We start from the raw sequence: 20,241 nt of genomic DNA on the forward strand, positions 1-20,241 counted from the left end.
ACCTGCATATATCTACACAGATTCTCTTAAGTTTATGATGTTGTGCATAGCAGGTGGTTTATTTTATTGTTACACAACAAAAAACCAGAGGTCTGTTCATACATTCGACAAATCCTCTGGTTTTCCAGTCAGTTCTATAATCTGTATTTTTCTGTTTTATCTATTTAGACAAGTTTTCCACCTTGAATAATCAGTGTAACACTTCCATATTTCATATCATTTAATAATTTTTGAAGAGTATCTAAATGGGAACTATTCAAAAATTTTCTTTTTTCCTCTTCCTTCATTCATATTCGCCTCCATCCGGATAAATTCGATTTGAACATTGGCAGTTTCCTATTATTTTTGTATGTTTTGTATGTTTATAATTATATTTTGCAATATTTCTCCTGTCAACATTTTTGCCACATTGTGGTAATATATTATTCCTTTTATATTTCATAGGTTATTTCTATTTTCCTATTTGGATCTAATGCATATTGCCACTCTTCTACACATATTCTCAACATACTCCCGCTTTTGTAACACAGAAAGCCACTGATTCGGAATTGCTTCATAGCCATAAAATAATCCCGCCAGTCCTCCTGCGATTGCGGCAACTGTATCACTATCATCTCCAAGATTTACTGCCTTTAACACACACTCCTGAAAACTGTCTGTTGTGATCAGACACCATACAGCTGCTTCTATAGAATCGATTACATATCCACTGCTTTTTATCTTCTCTTCCGGCACCTTTGCAAATGTACTAAGATGAAAGATTCTTTGAAAATGCTCCAGTTCAGAAAGGCATTCTTTATCAGAACTATAATATTGAATCCCTTTCTCTATCCCCTTCTGTAGGCATGCCTGAAGCTCCATATCACGATGATCGACAATCTCTTTTGCCATAAAGTAATAGAATCCACAAGCCATATTACTTCTTATATGATTATGGGTAAAGCTTCCTGCAGCATGAATTCCCCGAATCGCTTCCTCATCCAGTCCGATATTTTGCTGATCGATATAGTATAAACATATGGGAAGAATTCGCATCAATGCTCCATTCCCGTTTGCATATTCTCCTGTCGCTCCACATGTTTTCCAGTCTCCCTCTTTGACAAACCGATCAATAGCATTGGTACACGTGATTCCTTCATCAAACGCCTGCCCAAACGGTGTATATGCTCCCTCAAACTTCCATTTCACAAAGTTTTTCATAATATTATCCGGATCAATCTTATTCTTATCCAGAATGCTATCCAGTGTCGCCAGAGTCATACTACTGTCATCTGTCCAGGTTCCAACCGGCATATGAAAGGTCCCATAGCCTTCCATTCCTGTAACACTCCCTCTTCTCTCAATCGCTTCCCGACTTAAAAACTGTACGGGACAACCCAGCGCATCCCCGATCACCAATCCCATAATTCCATCTAACCATATATTTTTCATCTTCCATTCACTCCCTCTATATTTTCAAATATGATGTTTATCGTCTCACATGGCGTCTTTTATAATCTGCCTCAATTTCCTCTGCCCAGTTCTCATTTTGATCAAATGCTTCTGCTGCCGTAGAAGCCGTACATGATCTTACTCTTGAAACCGTTTTACTAAGAACTTCATAGTTGAGCCTGGTTCCCTCTGCATCACATTCATAATTGACCGCTCTATTCGCCGGAACTCCAAACCTTCCAGCTACAGAAATCGCATCTATATTGGCTCCCAGAAATAAGAATTCCCATCCATATCGGCTTTTCTGACGTTCTACCATATGCTTCACTTTACTGTATGTATATCTGACACTTGCATTTTCCATACCATCTGTGGTAATGATAAACAATGTCTTCTCTGGTCGATCCTGTTCCCTGGCATACCGATGTACATTTCCAATATGATGAATAGCTCCGCCGATGGCATCTAAAAGTGCTGTACATCCTCTTACATAATATTGCTTATCATTCATCGGTTTGATCTTCTTAATTGGTACACGGTCATACAAAACTTCCTGTCGATCATCAAATAGGACCGTAGAGATTACCACTTTGCCTTTTTCTTTTTTCTGTTTTTGAATCAATGAATTGAATCCACCAATGGTATCTGCTTCTAGTCCGCTCATGCTTCCACTTCTGTCTAAAATAAATACTAACTCTGTTAATCCCTTTCTCATGCTAGAAATCCCCTTTCCACTTCTTTTGTTATCTGATGTTGAAATCATACCACAAGAGGAAAAAAATAAGGTCGCCATAAAAGCGACCTTAAACTATAATATTACGAAATCAGACATGGAAGCCCATGTTCTTCTAATTGAATATCCAGCTCAATCATATCATAAATGCCTTTCTCGATAAAATAAGAAAAGATAATATCTGTCTTATCACAGGGAGACAATGCATATCCTGCTCTTGCAAGCAAATCCACCGCCTCATCCAGATTCAACTTTGCACCAATACACAGACACATGGCTGTCATTTTCTTCGGATGGGCATGAGGATTATTTTTTATCTTTGAAAAGACCTTCTTATCTACAATTCCACGCTTGTAAACTTCCGCATTGGTCATCCCCTTTGACTCAATGAGATATAAAAGATACTCAGAAAAAGTATCCGTAAGATGCTCCATTCGCTGCTCCAAAGCGCTTTTATGCTCATCAAAACAATCAACATCCACTGCTTCTTCCGGTATCTCGGCCTCTTTGATCCCACTTTCAGGAAAAACTGGAACACGATTCATAATCCGTCTTCCATATTCATAGGAAAACTCTTCATATTCTTCTTTTCTACGGTCTTTCACATAGTTTTCATCAATATAGGACTCCAAATCCGGGTAGATGTGACTTCCAAGGTTGGTAGCTCCTCTTCCAAAAACAACCAGATAAATCAACATCTCGTGTGTCAGTAAAAAAGCATTGATCTCATCCACTGCAATTCTCATGCCCTCTTCCTGCGGATAGCCAAAACCACCCGTAGAGATCAATGGGAAGGCAATGGAATGGATTCCCCGCTCAGCTGCCAACGCCAAACTTTTTTTATAGCAGGATCTTAGCTTTTCTTCCTCACCACTGTTCCCATCTACATAAAATGGACTGACTGCATGAATAATATATTTGGCCGAAAGATCAAATCCCGGTGTTAAAAAAACTCCTCCCTCTTCCACATATCCAATCTTTTCCTTTCGATATGACAATAGCTGCTCGTATCCTGCAGCCTTGTATATCGCATAATCGCATCCAGTTCCCACTGTAGGATAATCGTTGGCTGTGTTTACAATGGCTTCACAGTTCATTTTTGTTATATCATTTCTAACAATCTTAAAAGGCATTTTTGCACTCTATCCTTCCCAATTTATTTTTTAACGACTACTTTCTTCACACCCGCTTTTCTTAACAGCTTCTGGTAACGCTTCCTATCTGCTTTCTTTGCAACCAGTGTTACCTTAGAAGCTGTTCCAGAAAATGCTTTTTTGCCTATTTTCTTTGTCTTGCCTCCCTTAAATGTGACCTTCCATAATTTTTTACAGCCAGAAAATGCTCTTTCTCCAATGTTCGTCACATTTTTACCGATGGTAATCTGTCTGATGTTCTTATTTCCGGCAAATGCCTTCTTTCCAACGCTTACAACCTTATATTTCTTCTTATTGATCGTAATGGTGGATGGAATCGTAACCTTCGTGTGCTTTTTATCTGCTATACCAGTTGCCCTTACAGTACCACCACTCTTTGTCATGCTGATTACTGTATAGTTTAACTGATTCCTTGTCACCTTACTGCCTGGTTTGATTTCCACATCGCCCACATTGACTGTACAGCAACGCGCAACCAACCCTTCTTCTCCGTATAATACAGCAACGATTTGCGCAGTTCCATTCTTTTTCGCATGTACAATACATTTGTTTCCAACTTCTTCAATGGAAACCGTATCATCTGAACAGGTCCATGTCATATCTGCATTAGCGGTTTCATTCGGATATAATTTCGTTTCCAGTACCAGGCTCTCTCCCTTTTTCAGATGGACTTTTTTCTTATTCAGCTCCATATCAGAAGCATACTCATACTCATCATAGTTATTGGTTACATGAATCTTACATTTGGCTTTTACCTTTCCGTCTTTAGAAGCTGCAGTGAGAACTGCATCTCCGATCCCAACCATCTGAAATTGACCATCCTCCAATGGTACAATGACCTTATCATCAGACGTTGACCACACAATCTGTCCTGGAAGTCCACTGCCTCCGATCACACCATATGGAATATATCCCATATTATCCTCTTCGCCCAGATCTTTCTCATATACCTGTATTATGCTGTTATAACCAAGAACAATTTTGCGAATCGGCTTAATATCCTTCTTGGCAACCCATCTTGCATATAAAATCATATCCTCATAGATGCTTGTACTATTATCGACCAGATAAGTTTCACCAGAATCATCCTTTGCATACCATCCGCCAAATACATACCCTTTTTTTGTACTCAGTTTTGGGAAAACAGGAGTATCCCCATTAAATACTTTTTGTGTTTCCACGGTTTTCTTTCCATCTTTAAAAGTAACCGTATAATAAACCGCTTTCAACTGGCTGATATTTTCATCTACCCATTCTGTACGTTTTGTCATCCACTGTTTTAACTGTTCCACATTCTGATCAAACGTATAGGAATTCTGTTCCTCATCATAGTTATTTCCATATAAGTCAGCATTATAATTCATGGAATATGCAATCTCATCTGCATACTGATCAAGCTTTCCTCCATCCTTGCATACCTGCTGGATCTGATCTTTTACACTCTCCCACTCTTTTATCACTTCATCGGAAAATACGTCATCTTTGAACAATTGTGCAAACCACATCGTATCTTTATGCCACCAGTTCTCGCACTCATAGAAGCCGTAATCATTATTGCCCCATGCTACATAATCGAAGTCCCAAAGTGGTCCCCAATAAAGTTTATCATTTCTTTTTTTATAAAGATAAGAACTGTTACTGATAAATCCATCGCCATTGGCACTAAATTCCTGTATCCAATAGTATTTGGCCGCTGATGTCACATCCATATATTCACGATAAGATGTTCCTTCATTCTGAAATTGGGTATCATAGATTGCATCTTCGGTTTTCTGCACATAATTTTTAATATAATTGTACTGAGCCTCATTCTCCTGTTCTTCAAAGGTCGGACTTTCAATCAAAAAGCTATTCTCTCTGGACGTAGAAAACGCCTTCTTCCCAGATTCTTCTTCATCCGGACTCATGGATAGCAGATATCCTCCTGTAATCGTGGGCTCGTCCACCGCATCCGGCGTATCCTCCAGATTATCAAGATCCACTCGTTGGGAATCCAGTCGTACCTGCTCACTGAGCAGATAGCTTCCATAATATTCTCCATTCATGACCACATCCACATACACACATTCCGGTGTATATTCCATGCCCAACTGCTGACCAATCCAGTAAGTGGCTTTATTTCTCATATGGGTCGGATCGTAATAATCGGCCAAAAGTACCCAATGTTTATTCTTTCCCATATTGAACAGATTCTGTTTTTTAGCAAATTTCATCTTATATGGCTTTTTCTCTGCCATCCACGTAGAATTTCCCCGTCCTCTGATATATTCCAGCTCATATGTCTCTGTCTTTAGATTATCGGTATTGCCATCTGCATCTGTATATTCACATTGGTATCCATCCGGAATCTCGATCGTAACATCCCCATAGCATTCCGCATCATGTTCCGGAGAATTATTCATGGCATCAATACTTCCCTTCATTTCATCGATGTTAAAATACATCACTGGCACTGTACTTTTGGCAAATGTCACTGTTCGCAGTACAAAGCTTGCCTGACTCTCTTCATCTGTCTGTACGATTCGGAAGGATATCGTATGCTCACCTGAAATCTTCTTATCATAAATACTAATAGACTGATTCGTAACGTACCACTTACCCTCTCTCTTCTGACTCTTTACATCCATCTCTGCGAAGCTTTCCGTCTCATCATCCAGATAAAAACAGATCTTTAATTGATTTCCTTTTGCTGCCAATGCATCTACATTGAGCCTTCCGATCACTCCTTCTGAGAAATCAAATGGCTCCGTAAACGTAAAGACGGTATTGGCAAGATCCTCTTTTGTTCCATTGACCAGAAGTCCATCCGCACTTTTGCTATATTTGACAGACATCTCTCCCTGATTCGACAGGACAAGCTTACCATTCTCATATAGATCAGACAAATTCTTCTGCTGAAAAGCTTCGGCAATGGTTGTCTGCTCCTGTTGCGCACCTTCCGCTAAAACTGTCGTTTTCATCTTTCCCATGGTAAACATCATAACTGCCACCAATGCGAAAAAGAAAAAACAACTTCTCCATTTTCCTTTCATTTTGTTCCCTCCTCTATTATATCGTTAATTACAACATAATATGGTTTCTGTCAGGAGTCAATTCTTCCAGGAAAAGCTTAATAAATGTTTCAAAAAGCTTAACTATTTACCGATCTATTCTCTCATACTTTCTGAAGCTTATTCTTTTCATTCATGACAACATGATCCCCTTCATTGATATCCAGATCATACAATCTTTGATCTTCCTGTCGAATTTTTAATTCTTCACCATTTTCATCCAAAAGAGTTACGATTGCCATAATTGGTTCATCTTCACTTCTTTCTTCACATCCGAAATCAATATCTTCCTCTATTCTTAAAACTGTATATTTCATTTCAAATCCATCCTTTCTGGTCCTTGTATATTACTTTCCAAACCGCTTAAACCTTTTCATCCAATTTCCGCAGCTCTGCCAATTGCTAGTACTAATTCCTCATCCGCTACACATGTATCATCAATTGTGCTTACCCTACATATTTAGAAAATCCTTTAAAATGTTCTTCTAAAAACATATCATAATTCGCCATTTCGGCTTTGAAAGACGAAAGACCCTTGTGAATTGATTCCAACATATCGCTCCTTCGACATTATCATATATTTTAATATGAATACACTTTTTCTTAAGTTTATAATATTTCGTATGGCAGGTGGTTTATTGTATCGGTATGCAATAAAAAACAGCTGGGTGTACCATTTTTTCAGGTACAACCAACTGTCATATTTTGATTACACTTATCTCCACACCAATACTTTTGCAAAACCTTCTAAAAAGCCCGAGTTTTCAAGAAAAATCTATGCTCTTACTTATCGAGTGACTTCATCGTCGGGAACAATAACACATCTCTGATCGCAGCACTGTCTGTTAACAGCATGCACATTCGATCGATACCGAATCCGATACCACCTGTTGGAGGCATTCCGATATCCAATGCATTTAAGAAGTCGTCATCTGTTGTGTTTGCTTCTTCATCACCCTGTGCCAATAATTCTTCCTGTGCTTTGAAACGTTCTCTCTGATCGATTGGATCATTTAACTCAGAATAAGCATTTGCCATTTCCCAGCCGTTCATGAAGAATTCAAAACGTTCTACGTAGTTTGGATCTTCTGGTTTTTTCTTCGTTAATGGAGAGATCTCGATTGGATGATCCATAACGAAGGTTGGCTGAATCAGGTGTTCTTCTACAAACTCTTCAAAGAATAAGTTTAAGATATCTCCACGTTTGTGACGTGCTTCGTATTCTACATGGTGTTCATCTGCCAACGCACGTGCTTCTTCTAATGTTTCTACTGTGCTGAAGTCTACACCTGAATATTTCTTAACTGCATCTACCATCGTGATACGTTCAAATGGTTTACTTAAATCCATTTCGATGCCATTGTAAACAATGGTAGTCGTTCCTAATACTTCCTGTGCTACGTGACGGTACAGATTCTCTGTTAAATCCATCATTCCGTTGTAGTCTGTATATGCCTGGTATAATTCCATTAATGTAAATTCCGGATTGTGACGGGTATCCACCCCTTCATTACGGAATACACGGCCGATTTCGTAAACTCTTTCTAAGCCACCTACGATCAGTCTCTTTAAGTATAATTCCAGAGAAATACGTAATTTAAAGTCTTCTCCCAGGGCGTTGGAATGTGTCACAAATGGTCTTGCTGCTGCTCCACCAGCGTTGGCAACCAGCATTGGAGTTTCTACTTCCATGAATCCCTGTCCATCGAGATACTTACGAATCGCACTTAAGATTTTAGAACGTTTGATGAAAGTATCCTTTACTTCTGGGTTCATGATCAGGTCTACGTATCTCTGACGGTAGCGAGTATCGGTATCTGTTAATCCGTGGAATTTTTCAGGAAGAATCTGAAGACTCTTGGATAACAGTACTACTTCTGCTGCGTGAATGGAGATTTCTCCAGTCTTGGTCTTAAATACGGTACCTTTGATCCCAATGATATCACCAGCATCATATTTCTTAAAGTCTTTGTATGAATCCTGGCCAATTTCATCTCTAGCCACATAAGCCTGAATCTTGCCTTGCAAATCCTGAATGTTACAGAAGGAAGCTTTTCCCATAACACGTTTGAACATCATACGTCCAGCTACGGTTACTTCCTGTCCTTCTAATTCCTCATAGTGATCCTTGATTTCCATACTATGATGTGTCACATCATATTTTGTGATCTCAAAAGGATTCTTTCCTGCATCCTGCAGATCTTTTAATTTATTTCTACGAACTTTTTGTAATTCATTTAAATTCTGTTCAGCCATTTTATCCTCCAAATTAGCGTGTAATATCTAACACTTCAAATTTGCAAATTCCATCTGGTCCTTCTACTTCTACTACCTGACCGATTCCTGCACCAATCAGTGCCATACCGATTGGAGATTCATTGGAAATCTTATTCTGTAAGATATCAGCCTCTGTAGATCCAACCAGACGATATTCCACTTCTTCATCAAAATCAAAATCGAACAGTCTTACGGTACATCCAATATTGATCTTACCCTGTTCAAATTCTGCTTCATCGATCACTTCTGCGTTCTTTAAGATTTTTTCCAGCTCTTCAATTCTAGCTTCAATGTCGCGCTGTTCATCCTTTGCTGCATCATATTCCGCATTTTCTGATAAGTCTCCCTGCTCTCTGGCTTCTTTGATCTTCTGGGCAACTTCTTTTCTACGAACTACTTTCAGATCCTGTAATTCATCCTCTAATGCTTTTAATCCGTCATATGTCAAAATATTTTTCTTTTCTGCCATGATATCGATATCCTTTCTAATATTGAAATGATCATTTTTAACCACAATATTATATACTAGTGCTCACTTGTTGTCAATGATTTTGCGTATTCCACAAGCAGTCCCCGGAAGTCCTCCATGGTTTCTACTTCGTTGATTCTGCCACGCAATTTGGCGGAGTTTGGATACCCAAAGGTATACCATGCCACATGCTTTCGCATCTCTCTCATTCCGGTATATTCTCCCTTAAAGTCCAGCATCATCTGCCCATGCCTTAAGATCATGTCAATGACTTCGGTGAACTCCGGCTTCGGAAGCAATTCTCCCGTATCCATATAGTGATTCATCTGCTTGAAAATCCATGGATTACCCTTGGCTGCCCTTCCAATCATAAACGCATCACAACCAGTTTCCTCATACATTCTCTTAGCATCCATCGGCGTTACAATGTCACCATTGCCAATAACCGGTATCTTCACCGCTTCTTTTACTCTGCGGATGGTATTCCAGTCTGCTTTTCCAGAATAATACTGGTAACGAGTCCGCCCATGGACAGCAATGGCGCTGGCACCATTTTCCTCAATGATTCTGGCAATCTCAGGAGCTGTCTCTTCCTCTAACTCAAATCCTTTTCGGATCTTCACAGTAACAGGCAGCTTCGTCTTATCGGAAACTGCCTTTACAATCTTCCCAATCAGCTCCGGATTCTTCATCAGCGCAGATCCTTCCCCGTTATTTACGATCTTAGGAACCGGACATCCCATATTGATATCAATGAAATCAAAGCCTTTGTCCTCAATCTGAACTGCCATATCTGCCATCAGCTCCGGATCAGAGCCAAATATCTGAACTGCAACTGGATGCTCCTCCTGGCTGGTTTTTAACAACGGTTCTGTATTCTTATTCTTATAATAGATGGCCTTTGCACTGACCATTTCGGAATACAACATCCCACATCCCATCTCTTTACACAAAAGGCGAAAAGGCCAGTCTGTAATTCCTGCCATGGGAGCTAATATAAAATTATTCTTTATTACCTTATCTCTAATCTTAAATTCCATTATTTCTGTTTTTGATATAAAATCTCAAGTCCCTTTAGGGTCAAATTCTGATCATAAACATCAATCATGTCTACCTCATTGGAAATAATCTTTCCAAGCCCTCCGGTAGCCACCACCTTGAGATCTTTATATTGACTTTCTTCTTTAAATTTTCGGATAATATAACTGGTTTCTCCAATACAGCTAAAATATACGCCAGCCTGCATGCTGCTTACGGTATCCTTTGCTAAAATGGTCGGTGGTTTTTTTATTTCGATTTCCGGCAGTTTTGCTGCTGCCTGCCATAAGACATTGGCAGAAGTCTGAATCCCAGGTACGATAACTCCTGCAATGAATTCTCCTTTTTCAGAAACCAGGTCATATGTAGTTGCAGTTCCATAATCAATGACAAGAACTGGTCCTCCATAAATCTCATAGGCTGCTACTGCATCTACGATTCTGTCTGCCCCCAGCTGCTTCGGATTTGCTGTCTTAATACTGATTCCTGTCTTGATTCCAGGTCCAACAATGATTGGATTTTTTCCAAAATACTTATAAACCGCATTGGTAAAAGAATACATAATCTTTGGTACTACCGATGCAATGATCGTATTCTCAATGGCTTTTGGATCATATCCCCTTCTGCGAATCATCTCATATAACAATACACCATATTCATCTGACGTGCGGGTATTCTTCGTTGTCATTCGGAATGTCGTTAATATCTTTTGTCCTTCCATAATACCCATCGTAATATTGGTATTCCCAACATCTACAACTAATAACATATCATTTTCTCCTAATAATTATTCCAAGTCTTCTCCTAAGAAAAAGACTTTATAATAAAGCTCCAGGGTTTCCCACAATTCCCTTTTCTTTATCTGCATATCTTTAATCTTTAATGCGCTGCCGATTTCATCGAATAACAAATCATTTTCTTTCGAGGATGCCACAATGTCCAAATTCCCATCCTGGTCAAATTCCATCGTGATCACTCCTCCAACTTCCGCTGTATACAGCACACATGTGATTTTTAGTTCATCCTTTACCTGCTGTGGCAAAGATGAGAAATCTTCATTCAGATAAAATTTCTTCTCATATGCACTGGCACCACATAGGACCACTTTATCCTGGTACATAAACTTTCTCCTTTCCACATAGAGGCAGGGATATCTCCCACTGAGTTATACATATCCATATAAGCCCCGGACAGAAACTTCTCCAGAAAAGATGATTTCCGTTGTTCCGTCGCTCTTCGCCACGATCAGCTCTCCAAGTTCATTGATTCCCAGAGCCTTTCGTACCCGCTCTTCTTTTTTCTTAATAATCTTGACTTCTCTTCCAATATTGATCAGATAGGATTCATATTCTTCCTTTAAAAATGCCAGATTACCCATTTCTAAAAACCGTTCATAGTATTGCTCAAATTGAACGCAAAATTCTGCGATGAAAGCCGCTCTTTCTACTTTCTTGCCACTTTCCAGATAAATAGAAGTCGCTCTGTCCTGAATATCTTCTGGGAAGCTTTCCGTGTTCGCATTGATTCCAATTCCTACTATAATATAATGAATTTCCTCAAGCTCTGCACTCATCTCGGTTAAAATTCCACAGACCTTCTTCCCATTAAGAACCACATCATTGGGCCATTTGATTCTGATCTCCATGCCAGTTATCTTTTCCATTGCCTTAGTCATGGCAAGTGCCGCCACAATGGTAACCATAGAAGCCTTTTGCGGTTCCACTTTAGGACGTAGAAGAAGTGACATCCAGATACCGGTACCCGGTGGAGATACCCAACTTCTTCCCCTTCTGCCTTTTCCGCCAGTCTGTTCTTCTGCTACTGCCAGAAGTCCTTCTTCCCTGCCTTTTTCAGCAAAATCATAAATTCTCTGATTGGTTGAATCCGTCACTTCAAAATATTCAATAGATTTCCCAACCCAGGATGCTTGATTTCGGCTTAAAATCTCGCTAGCTGTAATCCGGTCTGCGGTCTGAAGAAGACGATATCCTCTGCGAGTGACGGACTCGATTTCATAACCTTCCTCCCGAAGCTGCTTGATATACTTCCAGATGGCTGTCCGGCTAACGCCAAACTTCTGGCTCAGCTGTTCACCGGATAGATACGTATCGCTATTTTTTAAAGCTTTTAGTATCTCTGTTTTCATAAATTAATATTCTCCTATCGTTGCAGCAATCACCGCTTTGATCGTATGCATACGGTTCTCTGCTTCATCAAACACTTTGGACTGAGCAGATTCAAATACCTCATCAGTTACTTCCATATCAGTAATTCCAAAGCGCTCATAGATTTCTTTTCCTGTCTTGGTCTTCAGGTCATGGAAGGCAGGAAGACAATGTAAGAAGATCGCATCCTCTCCTGCTGCTGCCATCACTTCTTTTGTCACTTTATAAGGAGTCAGTTCTTTGATACGTTTTTCCCATACTTCGTCTGGCTCTCCCATGGATACCCATACGTCTGTATAGATGATATCTGCATCCTTTACTCCTTCTGCCACATCCTCTGTCAAGGTAATCACAGACCCAGAAGCCTTGGCATATTCCTGACACTGGGCAACTAAAGCATCATTTGGGAAATATTCCTTTGTGGTACATGCTGTAAAATCAAGTCCCATCTTAGAGCATGCGATCATCAGAGAATTCCCCATGTTATATCTGGCATCTCCCATGTAAACCAGCTTTAACCCTTTTAACTTGCCAAAATGTTCACGAATGGTTAACAAATCTGCAAGCATCTGTGTCGGATGGTATTCGTTGGTCAGCCCGTTCCATACAGGAACATCAGAATATTTGGCCAGTTCTTCTACGATGTCCTGTCCATATCCACGATATTCAATTCCATCATACATACGACTCAACACTCTTGCAGTATCTGCAATACTTTCTTTCACTCCGATCTGTGAGCCAGTTGGTCCAAGGTATGTGCTTCCCATGCCAAGATCAGATGCAGCTACTTCAAAAGAGCATCTGGTTCTGGTGCTGCTCTTTTCAAAAATCAAAGCAATATTCTTACCAGTACACCAGTCTACGGTCTCTCGATTCTTCTTCTTTGCTTTCAGATCTGCTGCCATATCCAGCATAAATTCAATTTCTTCCGGTGAAAAATCTTTTAATGTTAAAAAATCTCTTCCCTTTAAGTCCATGGTATCTTCCTCCATTAATCGAATACTATCATTGGTATATCCCAAAGAATTTCATTCATCTTCTATAAATTCATTATTGACTAATTATATACTAATGACCCTTGGTTTTCAAGAAAAAGGGGCATATATCAAGGGAAAAAACGAAAAACAGGAACACCTATGCCCTCAGTGTTCCTGTTTTCAAGTAGAAGGATATATTGTTTGTCTAGGCAGCATCTAAGATATCATTCCCTTATCCTTCAGACTGCCACCCAGTCAAAACCTTTTTCATATGATTTTATATCATAATTAAAGCATATTTGTAATATCTTCCAATGAATTTACGATCATATCCGGTTTGATATTGCTCTTAGCTACATCATCTAAAGTCGCTTCCCCAGTCAAGACCATAATAGAGGTTACTTCACTTCCATCTGCAACTGCGATATCGGTATATAACCGGTCTCCTACGATTGCGATTTCATTCGGTTTATAACCACTCTCTTTGATCATATAATCCAAGGTGTGTTTGGACGGTTTTCCAAAGAAGTCTGGCCATCTTCCAGTGGACCCCTCGATCATCTTTGCCATGGAACCACAGTCTGGAATAAATTCTCCACCTTCAATTGGACAATTCCAGTCTGGATTGATTCCAAAATATACACAACCATGACGGATGGCATGACATGCCTTTTCCATCTTCTCGTAAGTTAAGCTGGTATCAAATCCCAGTACCACGATATCCGGATCATCCTCTACCAGGTTCATATCAAAGGATTTGAATTCATTGATCAGGGATGGGGTTCCTACCACATAAATGGATTTTCCAGGATAATTTTCCTGCAGATATTTGATCATTACATGACTTGAGATCATCATCTGCTTTGGTTCAATGTGAATGCCCATTTTATCCAATTTATCAATATATGCCTGCTGGCTCTTAGAAGAGTTATTCGTAAAGAAGTACATCTCTCTTCCTGTCTCTGTCACTTTATCTAAAAATGCTGGTGTAAATGGGAATAAATCCTGTCCAAGGTAGATGGTTCCATCCATGTCCAACACAAAGCATTTTAGTTCATCAATCTTCTTCTGATATTTTTCCTGGAGCATATCCTTATACAGCTTCTGATCATGTGCGAAGTAATCTGCAATTTTTTCTCCCATTTCCTCTGCAATACCAAGATCCCATAATAACTGAAGCAGTCCATAGCGGTTTCGTACTTCTTTTGCCACAACAATACTGTCTGCAACCATATCACTGCCGACACCGACCTGTTCTGGATTATATGGAGCCCCAAGCTTAAATAAAATATTTTCAATATAAGAAGTATCTGGAAGAGCCTCCTGCACCATCGCCTTGATCTCTGGCCATTTTTCTTCAATTACCTGAATTCTTTCTGCATGTTTTTCTTTTGAGTTCTTCTGAACCTCTTTTTCCAGGGCAATGACTCCTGGCGCAGATACCCCATATAAACGGGTCATCTTTTCCGCCCATTGATCTTCATCGTAAGCTGCTACGACTTCCTTTGCTTTGGCAAAATCAATTTCTTTGTCCATCAGCATCTCATACAGGCGGATGATCGCAACCGTTCCAATGGCAACCTTAGTCCCATGAAATGCAGGTTTTCTACCTTCGAATAAAAATTTCATTTCCCAGTAATGAGAGATATGATGCTCGCTTCCAGAAGCCGGTCTTGAATTTCCAACAAAGCTCATGGCAATTCCCGTACCGATCAGGGCCTCTGTGATGGCAGCAATGGCTTCTGGAGAACGAGTTTTCACCTGATCTGCTGTTTCCACAACTTTTTTAATATATCCTTGCACCATCTTTACAATGGCATCACAGTAATATTCTCCATTAATAATAGAAGATAATTTCCAGTCACAAAGGCAGGTATACTTTCCTAAGATGTCTCCCAGACCTGCTGTAATCATATCCATTGGTGCTTCCTTTAATACATCCACATCTGCAAAAATAGCTTTCGGAACATGACAGTCTACGGTTGTTTTCAAATTATTCAACATCAATGCTGAACCGATAGAAGCAAATCCATCCATAGAAGGAGCCGTTGCACATACCATATAGTCCATATTCAGTCTGAAACTGATATATTTACAAATATCATTGATGGTTCCACTTCCTACTGCAATGATCAAATCATAGTCCTTCTTCATGCCAAGAATAACACCCATAATGGTCTTTTCATCTGGCACTACATCACCTGTTGCAGGAATCACATAGGTATCTTCCCCGATTCCTGCTTCCGTTAAGATACCTTCCAAAGCCGCTCCTGCTGCTTTGTATGTATTTTGATCTGCTACCACATAGACACTGGTAGCACCTTTGCTCCTTAAATACTCTGGAACCTTTGTGAAAGCCCCCTGGGAGATTTCCACCAATTCCATATTGGTATCATGCACTTTACCACATGCACAATCAAAAATCTTTAATGCGTTTACATCCATTTTCACGTTCCTGCCTTTCCTTACTGATTTCTATCTTTATCTTCTTAATTTATTACCATTGTTACTATAATCATATAACCACATGATTACCATTTTGTCAACCTCCGTAAACCCTTGTTTTATCTAGTGTTTTCGCACTTTTTATTAATATATTAATACTTTTCCCTCTGTTTTTCAGAGCTGTTTTTTTACCACTGGTAACAACCCTTATTTTCAGCCATTTCTGGAGAATCCAATCATACTGACTTATTAATAAATTTAAAAATATTAATAAATCATTGTAAGAAAAAAATTTTTTCGATATACTTCATTTATAATGAATTTTCTAAGGAGTTGATCGATATGAACGTAAAAAAGAAAGTTACTACCATTGATATTGCCAGACGAGCTGGTGTTTCCCAGTCCACGGTTTCTATGATATTAAATGAAAAAGAAGGTGTCTCCTTCTCCCCGGAAACCAAAGAAAAGGTATTAAAGGCCATGAAGGAGCTAGGCTATAAAAAAAAGATAAAACCAGAAAAGCTAAAAGAACAGTCCTTGAACAACCTGATACTGATCGTCTGTCCCATTTTGTCCAATATCTATTATACAATGCTGATCCACGCCATTTCCCAACAAGCGGATGCCTATGGCTATCAGATCATCGTAGTTCCTACTATGCGGAATGTAGCAAAAGAGCAATCTGCAACGCAGATATTTTCTAACTTCCCAATTGCCGGCATTATCTTCCTCTATCCGATTTCTAATATGGAAGAGCTTCAGAATCTGCCAAACCATATTCCTATGGTATCCATAGGAGAAAAGGTTGCCAATCATCGGTTTGATGCCATCGATCTAAACAGCTCCAAACCTTCTTATCTGATTGGCGAACATCTGATTTCCTTAGGCCACAGAAAGATTGGATATATCTCTACGCCGTTAGAACAAAAGGAACTGGCAAGAGTCCAACGCCTTGCCGGACTTCGCTCCTGCTTCTGGAAACAGCACATGGAGCCGGATGATCATGTCTTCGTTATGTCTCCCACCGAAGAAGAGTTCAGTACCTATCCTATTGATCGCCTGGAATATGAAACTGGCTATCAGATGGCATTAAAACTTCTTGCCAAAGAGCCTGACATTACCGCTTTTGTCGGTGTCAATGATATGATCGCTGTGGGAATCATGGATGCTCTTTACGCAAAAAAATTTAAAATCCCTCAGGACTTTTCCGTATGTGGTTTTGACAACACTCCTTTATCCTCCTACCGCAAAATCAGTTTAACGACGGTGGACCATTCGGTAGAACAAAAGGGAAAAGAAGCCATTGAAATCATCCATCGTAAGAACACTTCCCACCGTGGTGTAAAGCACAAAAACTTCATTATGCGTCTGGAATATGAACCCGAATTGATCAAGCGCTCCAGCACGGGACCTGTACGTAAACAATAACTGCATTTTTGACCTCTTTTGCATCTATTTTATTTTTTTTGATTGTAGTTTATTATTTTTTGATTTATTTTGATTGTATTTGCTTGATTTTGACCGCTTTTTTCGGTATAATAAAACCATGGATGGTTACTATGAATAACATAATCAACAAGGAGGTCGCTATGCGCATTACAGATTTATTGAAGAGCAGCGGATTAGCTCTTCAGACAACTGCCTCTAGCAAAGAAGAGGTATTCGACTTATTAATGGACTTGCATGTAAAGAACGGAAACATTAGTGACAAAGAAGCTTTTAAAGCTGGAATCATGGCTCGTGAAGAACAGGGACCAACTGCAATCGCTGATGGGATTTGCATTCCTCACACAAAGAGTCAGGCAGTCAAGCAGCCAGGACTGGTAGCTGCAACGGTACCTTCTGGTGTAGATTGCAACGCATTAGATGGAAATCCTTCCACTTTATTCTTCATGATCGCTGCACCTGCTACTGGAAGTGATGTACATTTAGAAGTATTATCCAGACTTTCCACTATTCTTATGGATGGAGAATTCCGTGATGCTCTTCTCGGTACAACAGATCCAACAGAATTCCTGTCTATCATCGATCAGAAGGAAAAAGAGAAATTTGACGAAGAACCAGCTGCACCAGCTGCTTCTACAAACACTTCTGCGACTGGATATCGTGTCCTTGCAGTAACCGCATGCCCAACTGGTATTGCTCACACTTATATGGCTGCAGAAGCATTAGAAAACAAAGGACAGGAACTTGGCATCCCTGTAAAAGCCGAGACAAACGGATCCGGTGGTGCTAAGAACATTTTAACAAAAGAAGAAATCGAAGCCTGTGACGGTATCATCATTGCAGCTGATAAGAATGTTGAAATGGCCCGTTTTGATGGAAAACCAGTCATTAAGACAAAGGTTGCTGATGGAATTCATAAACCACAGGAATTAATCGAAAAGATCGTAAATAAAGAAGCTCCTATTTATCATCACGCTGGAGGCTCCGATACTTCCGAATCTATGGAAGATGATGAATCTTTAGGACGCCAGGTATACAAGCACTTAATGAACGGTGTATCTCATATGCTTCCATTCGTCATCGGTGGTGGTATCCTGATCGCCTTAGCATTCTTATTAGATGATTACAGTATTGACCCAAGCAACTTCGGTATGAATACACCAGTGGCTGCATTCTTTAAAACAGTCGGTGGAGCAGCATTTAACTTCATGCTTCCAATCCTGGGTGGATACATTGCCATGAGTATTGCCGACCGCCCTGGTCTGGTTGTTGGTTTCGTAGGTGCTCACCTTGCTAATGTTGGCGTTACCTTTGCAAACCCTGCCGGTGGCATTTCCTGCGGTTTCCTCGGGGCATTGATTGCTGGTTTCCTTGGCGGCTACGTAATGAATCTGTTAAAAAAGGTATTTGATAAGCTTCCAGATGCTTTAGAAGGAATCAAACCGGTATTGCTTTACCCTGTAGGTGGTGTTCTTTCCATCGGTGTGATCATGTGTGCCATCAACCCATTTGTGGCTATGTTAAATACTGCATTGACCAATGGCTTGAACTCTTTAGGTGGAGGAAGTGCAATCCTTCTCGGCGCCGTATTAGGTGGTATGATGTCCATCGATATGGGTGGTCCATTTAACAAAGCTGCTTATGTATTCGGTACTGCTGCAATCGCAAGTGGAAATTTTGATGTTATGGCCGCTGTTATGATCGGAGGTATGGTTCCTCCAATTGCCATCGCATTGGCAACGATCGTATTTAAGAATAAATTTACAGAAAATGAACGTAAATCTGGACCTGTTAACTTTATCATGGGACTTTGCTTTATCACAGAGGGTGCAATTCCATTTGCAGCTTCCGACCCTGCAAAAGTCATTCCTTCCTGTGTGGTAGGTTCCGCAGTTGCCGGTGGATTGTCCATGGCATTTGGATGTACTTTACGTGCTCCTCACGGCGGCATCTTTGTATTCCCTGTAGTTGGAAATCCATTCATGTACATTGTTGCATTGGTAGTAGGTTCCGTCGTGGGAATGCTCCTTTTAGGATTACTGAAAAAAGAAGTAAAATAATAACTACTAACTATTTATGTATACCATAATAAGACTCCTCTATATACCATAAAATAAACGACTCTCGAAAGATCTTCTCCTGTACTCTGATATTTTTCAGACTCAGGAGAAGATTTTTCTTTTCCTATTTTAATCTTATTCTAATCTTTCCTTTTTATACTATAACCATAATAAAGAGAACAATCACCATTCATAAAGTGAAAAAAGAGAAAGGAAGTGCAATATGAAAAAATTATTTGTAATCTTATGTGCAGCTGTATTAACTTTTACAACGATCCTTCCAGCAAATGCAGCTTCTACAAAGCTGATCGGCAAGGATAAGGCCAGATCCATCGCAAGAAAAAGTGCAACGGATCTAAAAGGAAAGACTCTTTCCGTAGTATTGGATACCGATGATGGTGTTCGTTACTACAAAGTGACTGGAAAGACATCTTCCCGCAGCTATAAATTTGAAATTGATGCTTATAGCGGCAAGATCTTAGAACGTGACTGGGAATCCAGAACAAAGAAAAAAGGCACAAAGTCCCTGACCAAAGCCCAGGCCAGAGCAAAGGTAGACAAGCAGGTAACTGCCCGCAAGAATCAGAAATACTATTCCTGTGAAGTCGACTACGAAAACGGCATCAAATTCTATGAAATTGAATTTAAGACAGCAACCCGTTCTTATGAGTTAGAAGTAAATGCTACAACGGGATACTTTACCGAACGTGACTGGGAGCTTCGCAATAAGACTCCTAACATCCCTACAAATGCCAAAATCACAAAGGATGAGGCTGTACGCATTGCCAAAAATACTGTAAAATCCAAATTGGGTCTGACCACAGAACAGGCTAATAATATCAAATTAATCAGTTGTGAATTGGAAAAAGATGATGGAATCTACGAATACAACGTGGAATTAAGATACAAATCTTATGAATGCGAAGTAGAGATCAATGCCCACAGCGGTGCTGTCATTGATTATGATATTGAAATTGATGATTAACTTTAAAAGGG

The 20,241-nt window shown here is 39.8% G+C and carries 16 protein-coding genes and 1 pseudogene; 3 read left to right on the top strand and 14 right to left on the bottom strand.

The window, feature by feature from the left end; all coding sequences use genetic code 11:
- Positions 1-164 precede the first annotated feature (164 nt).
- The 14 genes and pseudogenes from BHF69_RS13815 to BHF69_RS09375 all read right to left on the bottom strand — a co-directional run bounded on the left by BHF69_RS13815 (position 165) and on the right by BHF69_RS09375 (position 15,739).
- On the bottom strand, positions 165-287 hold the full coding sequence (locus BHF69_RS13815) for a DUF2292 domain-containing protein (RefSeq protein WP_083651196.1): 123 nt from the start codon (positions 285-287) through the stop codon (positions 165-167).
- 172 nt (positions 288-459) lie between these two features.
- Entirely contained in the window at positions 460-1,431 is a 972-nt protein-coding gene (locus BHF69_RS09315; protein ID WP_075670909.1) for an ADP-ribosylglycohydrolase family protein, read from the bottom strand.
- 37 nt (positions 1,432-1,468) lie between these two features.
- Positions 1,469-2,146 carry a vWA domain-containing protein gene (locus BHF69_RS09320; protein ID WP_075670911.1) on the bottom strand — a complete coding sequence of 226 codons (678 nt, stop codon included), beginning with the start codon at positions 2,144-2,146 and terminating at the stop codon, positions 1,469-1,471.
- Positions 2,147-2,247: 101 nt separating this feature from the next.
- A complete protein-coding gene (locus tag BHF69_RS09325) occupies positions 2,248-3,297 on the bottom strand; it encodes a macro domain-containing protein (RefSeq protein WP_075670913.1) in 1,050 nt (349 codons plus the stop codon).
- Between the two features lie 23 nt (positions 3,298-3,320).
- On the bottom strand, positions 3,321-6,350 hold the full coding sequence (locus tag BHF69_RS09330) for a CotH kinase family protein (RefSeq protein WP_075670915.1): 3,030 nt from the start codon (positions 6,348-6,350) through the stop codon (positions 3,321-3,323).
- A gap of 122 nt (positions 6,351-6,472) precedes the next feature.
- On the bottom strand, positions 6,473-6,685 hold the full coding sequence (locus BHF69_RS09335) for a hypothetical protein (protein WP_075670917.1): 213 nt from the start codon (positions 6,683-6,685) through the stop codon (positions 6,473-6,475).
- Positions 6,686-7,160: 475 nt separating this feature from the next.
- Positions 7,161-8,624, bottom strand: a pseudogene (lysS, locus tag BHF69_RS09340) (lysine--tRNA ligase); the annotation flags it as partial.
- Between the two features lie 13 nt (positions 8,625-8,637).
- A complete protein-coding gene (greA, locus tag BHF69_RS09345) occupies positions 8,638-9,114 on the bottom strand; it encodes a transcription elongation factor GreA (RefSeq protein WP_075670920.1) in 477 nt (158 codons plus the stop codon).
- A 56-nt stretch (positions 9,115-9,170) separates the two neighbouring features.
- The gene (gene dusB, locus BHF69_RS09350; RefSeq protein ID WP_075670921.1) at positions 9,171-10,154 is read right to left on the bottom strand and encodes a tRNA dihydrouridine synthase DusB; all 984 of its coding nucleotides are present in this window, start codon (positions 10,152-10,154) and stop codon (positions 9,171-9,173) included.
- On the bottom strand, positions 10,154-10,921 hold the full coding sequence (locus BHF69_RS09355; RefSeq protein ID WP_075670923.1) for a type III pantothenate kinase: 768 nt from the start codon (positions 10,919-10,921) through the stop codon (positions 10,154-10,156). The genes dusB and BHF69_RS09355 overlap by 1 nt, the downstream gene beginning before the upstream one ends.
- 18 nt (positions 10,922-10,939) lie before the next feature.
- On the bottom strand, positions 10,940-11,272 hold the full coding sequence (locus BHF69_RS09360) for a DUF6145 family protein (RefSeq protein ID WP_075670925.1): 333 nt from the start codon (positions 11,270-11,272) through the stop codon (positions 10,940-10,942).
- Positions 11,273-11,317: 45 nt separating this feature from the next.
- On the bottom strand, positions 11,318-12,298 hold the full coding sequence (locus BHF69_RS09365; protein WP_075670927.1) for a biotin--[acetyl-CoA-carboxylase] ligase: 981 nt from the start codon (positions 12,296-12,298) through the stop codon (positions 11,318-11,320).
- A gap of 3 nt (positions 12,299-12,301) precedes the next feature.
- Positions 12,302-13,294, bottom strand: a complete 993-nt coding sequence (gene argF / locus BHF69_RS09370) for an ornithine carbamoyltransferase (protein ID WP_075670929.1) — start codon at positions 13,292-13,294, stop codon at positions 12,302-12,304.
- Positions 13,295-13,582: 288 nt separating this feature from the next.
- Entirely contained in the window at positions 13,583-15,739 is a 2,157-nt protein-coding gene (locus tag BHF69_RS09375; RefSeq protein ID WP_075670931.1) for an iron-containing alcohol dehydrogenase, read from the bottom strand.
- Positions 15,740-16,081: 342 nt separating this feature from the next.
- Between BHF69_RS09375 and BHF69_RS09380 the strand changes: the two genes are divergently transcribed.
- The 3 genes from BHF69_RS09380 to BHF69_RS09390 all read left to right on the top strand — a co-directional run bounded on the left by BHF69_RS09380 (position 16,082) and on the right by BHF69_RS09390 (position 20,230).
- Positions 16,082-17,167: a LacI family DNA-binding transcriptional regulator gene (locus tag BHF69_RS09380; protein ID WP_075670933.1), complete on the top strand. Its 1,086-nt coding sequence runs from the start codon at positions 16,082-16,084 to the stop codon at positions 17,165-17,167.
- A gap of 161 nt (positions 17,168-17,328) precedes the next feature.
- Positions 17,329-19,245: a PTS fructose transporter subunit IIABC gene (locus tag BHF69_RS09385; protein WP_075670935.1), complete on the top strand. Its 1,917-nt coding sequence runs from the start codon at positions 17,329-17,331 to the stop codon at positions 19,243-19,245.
- 223 nt (positions 19,246-19,468) lie between these two features.
- Positions 19,469-20,230, top strand: a complete 762-nt coding sequence (locus tag BHF69_RS09390; protein WP_075670937.1) for a PepSY domain-containing protein — start codon at positions 19,469-19,471, stop codon at positions 20,228-20,230.
- Positions 20,231-20,241: the final 11 nt, after the last annotated feature.

Source organism: Anaerostipes sp. 992a, assembly GCF_001940245.1.
GTDB lineage: Bacteria > Bacillota > Clostridia > Lachnospirales > Lachnospiraceae > Fimousia.